The sequence below is a fragment of the Nocardioides caeni genome (assembly GCF_004912195.1).
In the GTDB taxonomy this organism is placed as follows: domain Bacteria; phylum Actinomycetota; class Actinomycetes; order Propionibacteriales; family Nocardioidaceae; genus Nocardioides; species Nocardioides caeni.
Genome location: NZ_STGW01000014.1, coordinates 98,573 through 106,901, shown reverse-complemented (window position 1 = coordinate 106,901; position 8,329 = coordinate 98,573). Strand labels below are relative to the sequence as shown.

Below are 8,329 nucleotides of genomic sequence, written 5' to 3'. Positions count from 1 at the left end.
GCGCCCGTGTGGCCGACGCCGACAGGACGACGCGCTCGCGCAAATCCAACGAGCGGATGACGAGATTCGAACTCGCGACATTCAGCTTGGGAAGCTGACGCTCTACCAACTGAGCTACATCCGCACACACGGGGGCTCCGCCCCCGTGGACCCCCGGAAAGGCGGTCACGGGGCTGGTCTCCGTGCGAAGCAGGATGTTACCGGATGGGTTCGAGGGTGGATCGCTTCGGTGCCACCCCGTCGCCGGAGGAGCGGCCGGTGACCCGGCGGTGCACCCAGGGTGCGAGGTGGCCGCGGGCCCAGGCGACGTTGGCGGCGCGCTGCTCGCGGGGCGTCAGGACCGGCAGGTCGACGGGCGGGAGCGGCTGGAGGTCGTGCTGGAGGCCGAGCGCGTCGGCGACGGCGATGGCGATGGACTGGTGGCCGACGGCGTTGAGGTGGAGGCGGTCCTCGTTCATGATCTCCTCGACGGTCCAGCCGCGCATGCGCCACATGTCGACGAGGGTGGCGCCGTGCTTCTCGGCGATCTCGCGGGCCCATTCGTTGAAGATGGCGGTGCGTCCGCGGATCACCTTCATGACGCCGCTGTTGCCGGTGTCGGCGATGGTGAACATGACGACGTGGGCGCCGCTGGCGGCGAGTCGGCCGACGGCGTCGTCGTAGGAGGCGGCGAGGGCGTCGAGGTCGACCTTGGGGCGGAGCACGTCGTTGCCGCCGCCGTGGATCGAGACGAGGTCGGGGCCGAGGGCGATGGCCGGGTCGATCTGCTCGGCGAGGATCGCGGGCAGCTTGCGGCCGCGGATGGCGAGGTTGGCGTAGCCGAAGTCGTGGCCGGCGGTGGCGGCGTCGGCCGCGAGGGCCTCGGCGAACCGGTCGGCCCAGCCGCGCCACCCGTTGGGCCGGTCCGGGTCGGGGTCGCCGACGCCTTCGGTGAAGGAGTCTCCGAGTGCGACGTACTTGCTGAAGGCCATGACGCCATGATGGACCAGCGCCTGCCATCTCAACGTTTCGGTGCCGTCCTGCGTTGGGGTGGGGACAGGAGGAGTCGCATGGAGTTCGAGGAGTTCGCGCGGGCGGAGACGCCGCGCCTGCTCGGACTGGCGTATGCGCTGACCGGGAACCCGCACGACGCCTGGGACCTGACCCAGGAGGCGATGGTGCGGGTGGGGCTGCGGTGGCGGCGTCTGGCTGCGCAGAACCCGGGCGGTTACGCCCGCACGGTCGTGGTCCGGCTCAACATCGACCGGGCGCGACGGCGGCGGCGTGAGGTGCTGACCGACCGGTCGCCGGATCGCGCGGTGCCGGTCGACGTGATCGACGAGCTGCCGGCCTGGCTGGTCGAGGCGCTGGCGGAGCTGACGCCGCAGCAGCGGGCGGCCGTAGTACTGCGGGCACTGGAGGACCTCGACCACGCCACGATCGCCGCCCGGCTCGGCTGCTCGACCGGCACTGCGCGCTCCCACCTGTCCCGTGGACTGGCCCGCCTGCGCGAGCGGGCTCCTGAGGAGGTGTGAGGGATGAAAGAGATGGACCAGATGGACGAGGAGTGGCAGCAGGCCCTGCGTGGCGGTGAACTGCGCGCCACCGGCGACGCGGTCGGGCTCATCGCGGCGGAGGTACGACGGCGACGGCATCGCCGACGGGCGGTGGCCACTGCGGGCGTCGCAGGAGTGGCGGCGACCGCCCTCGTCGCGGCCGTGCTGAGCAGCGGTCCCGAGCAGCGCCGCGCAGCGGACCCGGTCGCCGCCCCCGATCCCGGGGACGTGCTGTTCTCCTGCGCCGACAGCGCGGTCGACGACTCGTCACTCAATCTCCCCGACGACGTGCGAGAGCAGTGGGAGGCAGATCTGGAGGCGATCGAGGAAACCACCTTCTCCGGCTTCGCGGTGAAGCACGCCACGGTCACCGGGCTCGGCGTGATCGTCCTGGTCACCGGGGACGTCGATGCTGCTCGCGAGGTTCTCGAGGGCGACTACGACGCGGTCGTCGTGCATGGCTGGGACGCGAGCGGACCGTCGGTCGGGCTCGACGAGGACGGCCAGACCAGCGTCGTCGGGCAGTGGACGCTCGAGCCGGCCAAGAAGGCGGCGCTGCGGGTGACCCGTGAGGTCAGGGGCTTTGCCGGACTCGCCTACTGGGACTCGGCCGGCGCGATCCTTCTGCAATGGAAGGAGCCCGTGCCCGCGCAGGTTCAGGCGCTGGAGAGTCTCACCTTCGCTGAGGGCGGTCGGATCGTCGTCAAGGGGGTTCCGTACTCCTTGAAGGAGGCCGGTGCCGCCATGAACCGCGTGCAGCAGGCGATGCAGTCTGGGCAGATCGCCGGGCGGTGGACCATGTCCTCGCCCTGCAACGACGGCACCGGGATCGAGATCGGGATCGACCCCAGCTCACTGGGGGACCGTCGGGCCGAGCTGCAGGAGGAGCTCGCCCAGATCGCCGGGATGCCGGTGATGGTCGTTCCAGAGGAGCCGGCGGTCGCTCTCATGATGCCCGGTGGCGGGTAGCCTGCCGTCTGTGCTGCTCAGCGACCGCGACATCACCGCAGAGATCGACGCCGGACGAATCGGCCTGGAGCCCTATGACCCGGGCCTGATGCAGCCGTCCTCGGTGGACTTCCGGCTGGACCGGTTCTTCCGGGTGTTCGACAACCACAAGTACCCCTCGATCGACCCCGCCGCCGACCAGTCGGACCTGACCCGGGTGGTGGAGCCGGAGGGCGACGAGCCGTTCATCCTGCACCCCGGGGAGTTCGTGCTGGGGTCGACGTACGAGGTCGTCACGCTGCCCGACGACATCGCGGCCCGCGTCGAGGGCAAGTCGTCGCTGGGGCGCCTCGGCCTGCTGACCCACGCGACCGCCGGCTTCGTCGACCCGGGCTTCTCCGGCCACGTCACCCTCGAGCTCGCCAACGTCGCGACGCTGCCGATCAAGCTCTATCCGGGCATGAAGATCGGCCAGTTCTGCTTCTTCCGGCTGTCCTCGCCGAGCGAGCACCCCTACGGCTCGGAGAAGTACGGCTCGCGCTATCAGGGCCAGCGCGGCCCGACGCCGTCGCGCTCCTTCCAGAACTTCCACCGCACCAGCATCTGAGCTGCGCTCCGCATCGACGGGTCGACCGGACGAGGGCGGGCTCGGCGCGCAGGTTAGGCTTGCCTACATGACCGCGGAGAACACGTACGTCGCCAGCCTGCCGATGATCCTCGCGGAGCTCGAGGTCGCCTCGGTCGAGCGGGTCTCGCCGTCCTTCGTGCGGATCGCGCTGGCCGGCCCCGAGCTCGCCGAGTTCGGCACGCCCGGGCCCGTGCTCGACCAGCGCATCAAGCTGATCTTCCCGAACGCCTCGGGCACGTTGCCGTCCTTCGCGGACGCCGACGAGTCGTGGTGGACGACGTGGATCGAGATCCCGGAGGACGAGCGCGGCTCGATGCGCACCTACACGGTCCGTGACGTCGTCGGCGAGGGCAGCGACACCCGCCTCGTGGTCGACATCGTCGTCCACGACGACGGAGGCGAGCACGCCGAGCACGGGTCCGACGACGCCGACCTTCTCGACGGCGCCGGCAACCGGTGGGCACTCCAGGCCGAGCCCGGTCAGCGCCTCGTCATCCTCTGCCCCCGCCGCGGCCACGAGTTCGGTGGCATCGAGTGGGCGCCCGGCGATGCCCAGCGTCTGCTGCTGGTGGGCGACGAGACCGCCGCGCCGGCGATCCGCGGGATCCTGCGCGACCTGCCGGCCGATGCCGTCGGCGCCGCCTTCCTCGAAGTGCCCGGCGACAGTGACGTCTACGACGACGTCACCACTCCCGCCGGCATCGAGCTGACCTGGCTCCCCCGCAACGGCCGTCCCCGCGGTGAGGACCTGCACGCCGCGGTCCTCGACCACCTCACCGGCACCCGGCCCGCCGAGACCGTCGTCGTCACCGAGGACGAGATCGATCCCGACCTCTGGGAGACCCCCGTCCACTCCTCCTCCGGCGAGACCGTGGCCGAGGCGACCGCGGTGCCGACCGAGGGCTCGTCGTACGCCGGCCTCTACGCGTGGATCGCCGGCGAGTCCAAGGTCGTCACCGGCCTGCGCCGGCGGCTGGTCAAGGACCTCGGCTTCGACCGCGGCCAGGTCGCGTTCATGGGCTACTGGCGCGAGGGCGTCTCGATGCGCTCCTGACGACCCTTCGAGGCACGATCGTAGGAGCGAGCCACGCTGCGAGGCACGAGCAGGGTGGCCGCGCCGGAGAGGTCGAGGAGCGCCGCGACCGAGGCACGAGGTCGCGACGCGCGTCTCGAGACCCGGTCAGCTGCGTGGCACAGTTCCGGCAACGGCTCACCACGTCTCGAGACGGCCGTGGCCGGCCTCCTCGACGAACTACGACGGCTCACCACGTCTCGAGACAGCCGTGGCCGGCCTCCTCGACGAACGAGGGAGACCTGCGAGGTCAGCGCACCGCCATCGTCAACGACGAGGGGTGGGCCGGGCCGGTGTGCACCGTGACGGGCACCAGCTGACCGAGCAGGTCGGGCAGCGGTGACAGCAGGTGCGGGATGTCGAAGGCCTGCACCGCGATCCGCAGCCGGTGCCCGGGCCGGACGACCGCGCCGGTCGGGAAGATCTCGACGTCGACCGGAGCGATCTGGCCGGACGCGAGCCGCTTCTGCGCGGCCTTGGTGTGCGGGTGCCAGGCCTGCAGCAGGCGGCCGTCGAGGTAGCGCGACTTGCTGCGGTCGAGCGCCCGGTGCGAGATGACCTGCCAGCCGCCGCTGATCCGCGACACGGTGCCGTCCGGGGCGACGTCCTCGACGGCGACCGACAGCATGCCGTCCCCGCTGGGCGAGGAGACGTAGAGCCGGGCGTTGAGGGGCCCCTGGAAACGCACCGCCTTCGCCAGCGGTCGGGTGTCGAAGGTGACGCCACCGAGGTCGTTGAGCTTGTTGTCGGAGAAGCACGGGAGGCTCGACAGCAGGAGGTTGGGCAGGCCGGCGGTCCACTGGTTGGCGGAGCGGGTGCACAGACCGGTGACGGGGATCGGCGGCACGATCGCGTTGCCGGCCTTGGGCGAGCTGGCGACGAGCGCCCCGCTCTGCCCACCGATCGCGGCGTTGCCCGACAGCTGATAGCTCCGCGCGGAGAGGTCGGAGGCGATCCACTTGTTCTTGCGGACCCAGCGTCCGGAGCCCTGCTCGTAGTAGCTCAGCGCCGAGATCTCGTCCAGGTGCGTGTCCCGGCCCATCAGGTAGTGGTCGAACCAGCGCAGCTGCAGCTCCTCGAGCGTGCCATAGCCGGCCTTGCCGATGTCGGCGCCACCGGAGCCCTGCAGGTGGTCCCACGGCCCCAGGATGAACTTCGTCGGCACCTTGTTCTTCTGCAGTGCCTCGAACACCAGCGGCGTCCCGCGCTGGAAGAGGTCGAACTCCCCACCGATCAGGAAGGTCGGGACCTTCACCTTGCTGATCACCTCGATCGGTGACCGCTCGCGATAGAACGGGCCGTCATAGGCGGGCTCGCCCCCGAGGATCGCGTTGAGCATCAGCGGCGCGGTGAAGGAGAGCAGGCCCTCGAGATGGTCGGTGAGCATGCTGAAGCCGTTGGCCGGCTCCTGGACGCCGTACGACGGCGGGATGACACCGGTCGCGGTGACCAGCCCGAGCCACAGGGGGATGAAGCCGACGTCGATCTGGCCACCGGTCGCCACGACGTCGCGGTAGACGTCCGCGGCCGGCACCTGCGGGAAGATCGCCTTGAGCCCCTTGGGCTGTCGGGCGGCGGCGAAGAGCTGGGAGATGCCCATGTAGGACGGGCCGGTCATGCCGACCTTGCCGTTGCTCCAGCCGCGGGAGGCCGCCCACTCGATGATGGCGCCGGCGTCCTTGCCCTCGCGGGCACTGAAGGCCTTCCACACGCCCTCGGAGACGCCGGTGCCGCGCGCGTCGACGGTCAGCTGGGCGTAGCCGCGCTTGACCAGGTACATCGTGTCGCCACCACCGAGACCGGCTGTCGCGCCGGAGCCGATGACCGACTTGTTGTAGGCCGTGATGGTGACCAGCGTGGGGAGCCGAGCGGCGACGGGCTTCCCGTCCGCGGTGGCGGGCCGGATCAGGTCGCCGCGCAGGACGACGCCGTCGTCCATCACGATCTTCAGGTCCTTGGTGGTGACCGACTGGGCGTACCTCGCCGGCCGCGGCTTCCACGCGGACCGCGCGGCGGGTGCGGCAGCGGGGACGGCGGACGCGGCGCCACGGTCGACGGCGACGGGTCCGGCCGGGAGGGTCGACGCCACGGTGGCCTCGGCGCCCGCGGACAGCAGGGTGGTGACGACGAGCGCGGCGCTGGCGGCAGCGCCCGCGGCACGGAGGACGTGGCGGTTCATGGGGTCTCCCTCTCCCGGTGGTTCGCTGGCCCAACGAGCGAGGTGGTACTCCGGTCACGGCAGCGTGTCACACCGCGTGCCCCGGCTCAACCCAGGCCGAGCAGCTCCGTCGAGCGCTCGCGCATCTCCACCTTGCGGATCTTGCCCGTCACCGTCATCGGGAACTCCTCGACGAGCAGCACGTAGCGCGGGATCTTGTAGTGCGCGAGCCGGCCCTCGGCGTACGCACGGACGGCGGCTGCGTCGAGCGGCGCCGCACCGGGCCGCAGCCGGATCCAGGCGCACAGCTCCTCGCCGTAGCGCTCGTCGGGGACGCCGATCACCTGCACGTCCTCGATGTCGGGGTGGGCATAGAGGAACTCCTCGATCTCGCGGGGATAGATGTTCTCGCCGCCGCGGATGACCATGTCCTTGATCCGCCCGACGATGGTGCAGTAGCCGTCCTCCCGCATCACCGCCAGGTCGCCGGTGTGCATCCACCCGTCAGCGTCGATGGCCTCGGCGGTCCGGGCCTCGTCCTCCCAGTAGCCGAGCATCACCGAGTAGCCGCGGGTGCAGAACTCCCCTGCCTCGCCCCGAGGCACCGGCTCGCCGGTCACGGGGTCGACCACCTTGATCTCGACGTGCGGGGCGGCCCGCCCGATCGTCGCCGTACGACGCTCGAGGTCGTCGTCGGGGCGCGTCTGGCAGCTCACCGGGCTGGTCTCGGTCATGCCGTAGGCGATGCCGACCTCCGCCATGTGCATGTCGTCGATGCACCGCTTCATCACCTCGACCGGGCAGATCGACCCCGCCATGATGCCGGTGCGCAGGCTGCTGACGTCGTGGTCGGCGAACTCGGGGGCGCTCTGCATCGCGATGAACATCGTGGGAACGCCGTAGACCCCCGTGCAGCGCTCGTCCTGGATCGCCCGCAGGGTCGACACCGGGTCGAAGCCGGCCGCGGGGATCACCATCGTCGCGCCGTGGGTGACGCACCCGAGGTTGGCCATCACCATCCCGAAGCAGTGGTAGAAGGGCACCGGGATGCAGAGCCGGTCGATCTCGCTGAAGTCGATCAGCTCGGTGACGAAGAAGCCGTTGTTGAGGATGTTGCGATGGCTGAGGGTGGCGCCCTTGGGACGGCCGGTGGTGCCGCTCGTGTACTGGATGTTGATCGGGTCGCCGGGCGCGAGCTGCGCCTCACGCTCGGTGAGCGCCTCCTCAGGCAGCGTCGTCCCGGCGGCGAGGAGGTCGGTCCAGTCCTCGGTGTCGCAGAACAGCACGTCCTCCAGCCCCGGCACCTGGCCCTCGGACCGCACCTGCTCGAGCATCCCGCGGTAGTCGCTGGTCTTGAAGTTGGTGGCCGCGATCATCAGCCGCAAACCGGACTGGTTGACCGCGTAGGCCAGCTCGTGGGTGCGGTAGGACGGGTTGACGTTGACCAGGATCGCGCCGGCCCGGGCGGAGGCGAGCTGCACGATCGTCCACTCCGCACAATTGGGCGCCCACATCCCGATCCGGTCGCCGGCGGCGATGCCCCGGGCGATCAGGCCACGGGCCGCGGCGTCGACGACCTCGTCGAGCTCACGCCACGTCCAGCGCCGCCCCGTCGCGACCTCGACCAGCGCCTCCCGGTCCGGCCAGCGCGCCACGGTCCGGGCCAGGTTGGCCCCGATCGTCTCGTCCAGCAGCGGTGTGGTGGTCTCCCCGGCGGCGTACGACAGCTCGGTCATGCAGCCATCGTGCCTCGTCCGTGACCGCGATCACAGTGCCCCGCTCGGGGTAGTCCCTGCCCAAAAGCACCGTCCGAGGTCGGATTTCGGTGCTTTTGGGCAGGGACTACCCCGAAACGGTCAGAGGTCGAAGAGCGAGTCCGTGGCGTTGATGTCGACGTCGGTGCGCGGCTCGTTCGTCGCGCCCGAGGAGGCCGCGGGGGTGGCCGTGGCCTTCGTCGGCTCGGGCTCGGGCTCGGACTCAGCAGCAGC

The 8,329-nt window shown here is 70.8% G+C and carries 7 protein-coding genes and 1 tRNA gene; 4 read left to right on the top strand and 4 right to left on the bottom strand.

Annotation, left to right across the window (positions count from 1 at the left end):
* Nucleotides 1–51 precede the first annotated feature (51 nt).
* Together E9934_RS16620 and E9934_RS16615 are read right to left on the bottom strand one after the other, a co-directional pair.
* Nucleotides 52–124 (bottom strand) — tRNA-Gly (locus E9934_RS16620).
* A 73-nt stretch (nt 125–197) separates the two neighbouring features.
* A complete protein-coding gene (locus tag E9934_RS16615) occupies nt 198–971 on the bottom strand; it encodes an SGNH/GDSL hydrolase family protein (RefSeq protein WP_136564017.1) in 774 nt (257 codons plus the stop codon).
* Nucleotides 972–1,049: 78 nt separating this feature from the next.
* Here E9934_RS16615 and E9934_RS16610 point away from each other — a divergent pair, with 78 nt between their 5' ends.
* The 4 genes from E9934_RS16610 to E9934_RS16595 all read left to right on the top strand — a co-directional run bounded on the left by E9934_RS16610 (nt 1,050) and on the right by E9934_RS16595 (nt 4,165).
* A complete protein-coding gene (locus tag E9934_RS16610) occupies nt 1,050–1,514 on the top strand; it encodes a SigE family RNA polymerase sigma factor (protein ID WP_158295041.1) in 465 nt (154 codons plus the stop codon).
* 3 nt (nt 1,515–1,517) lie between these two features.
* Nucleotides 1,518–2,504: a hypothetical protein gene (locus E9934_RS16605; RefSeq protein WP_136564015.1), complete on the top strand. Its 987-nt coding sequence runs from the start codon at nt 1,518–1,520 to the stop codon at nt 2,502–2,504.
* A 10-nt stretch (nt 2,505–2,514) separates the two neighbouring features.
* Nucleotides 2,515–3,090 (top strand): dCTP deaminase, encoded by a 576-nt coding sequence (gene dcd, locus E9934_RS16600; RefSeq protein WP_136564014.1) that lies wholly within the window; start codon nt 2,515–2,517, stop codon nt 3,088–3,090.
* Nucleotides 3,091–3,157: 67 nt separating this feature from the next.
* Entirely contained in the window at nt 3,158–4,165 is a 1,008-nt protein-coding gene (locus E9934_RS16595) for a siderophore-interacting protein (RefSeq protein WP_238695018.1), read from the top strand.
* 268 nt (nt 4,166–4,433) lie between these two features.
* Here E9934_RS16595 and E9934_RS16590 read toward each other — a convergent pair whose 3' ends face one another.
* Both E9934_RS16590 and E9934_RS16585 read right to left on the bottom strand, forming a co-directional pair.
* Nucleotides 4,434–6,362: a CocE/NonD family hydrolase gene (locus tag E9934_RS16590; protein ID WP_136564013.1), complete on the bottom strand. Its 1,929-nt coding sequence runs from the start codon at nt 6,360–6,362 to the stop codon at nt 4,434–4,436.
* Nucleotides 6,363–6,448: 86 nt separating this feature from the next.
* Complete coding sequence (locus tag E9934_RS16585; protein ID WP_136564012.1) at nt 6,449–8,077, bottom strand: AMP-binding protein; 1,629 nt, start codon at nt 8,075–8,077, stop codon at nt 6,449–6,451.
* Nucleotides 8,078–8,329 lie beyond the last annotated feature (252 nt).

Excerpts from the sequence above, each read along its gene's own strand:
- E9934_RS16615 (WP_136564017.1), bottom strand. The coding sequence starts at position 971 with ATGGCCTTCAGCAAGTACGTCGCACTCGGAGACTCCTTCACCGAAGGC.
- E9934_RS16610 (WP_158295041.1), top strand. The coding sequence starts at position 1,050 with ATGGAGTTCGAGGAGTTCGCGCGGGCGGAGACGCCGCGCCTGCTCGGA.
- E9934_RS16605 (WP_136564015.1), top strand. The coding sequence starts at position 1,518 with ATGAAAGAGATGGACCAGATGGACGAGGAGTGGCAGCAGGCCCTGCGT.
- E9934_RS16595 (WP_238695018.1), top strand. The coding sequence starts at position 3,158 with ATGACCGCGGAGAACACGTACGTCGCCAGCCTGCCGATGATCCTCGCG.
- E9934_RS16590 (WP_136564013.1), bottom strand. The coding sequence starts at position 6,362 with ATGAACCGCCACGTCCTCCGTGCCGCGGGCGCTGCCGCCAGCGCCGCG.
- E9934_RS16585 (WP_136564012.1), bottom strand. The coding sequence starts at position 8,077 with ATGACCGAGCTGTCGTACGCCGCCGGGGAGACCACCACACCGCTGCTG.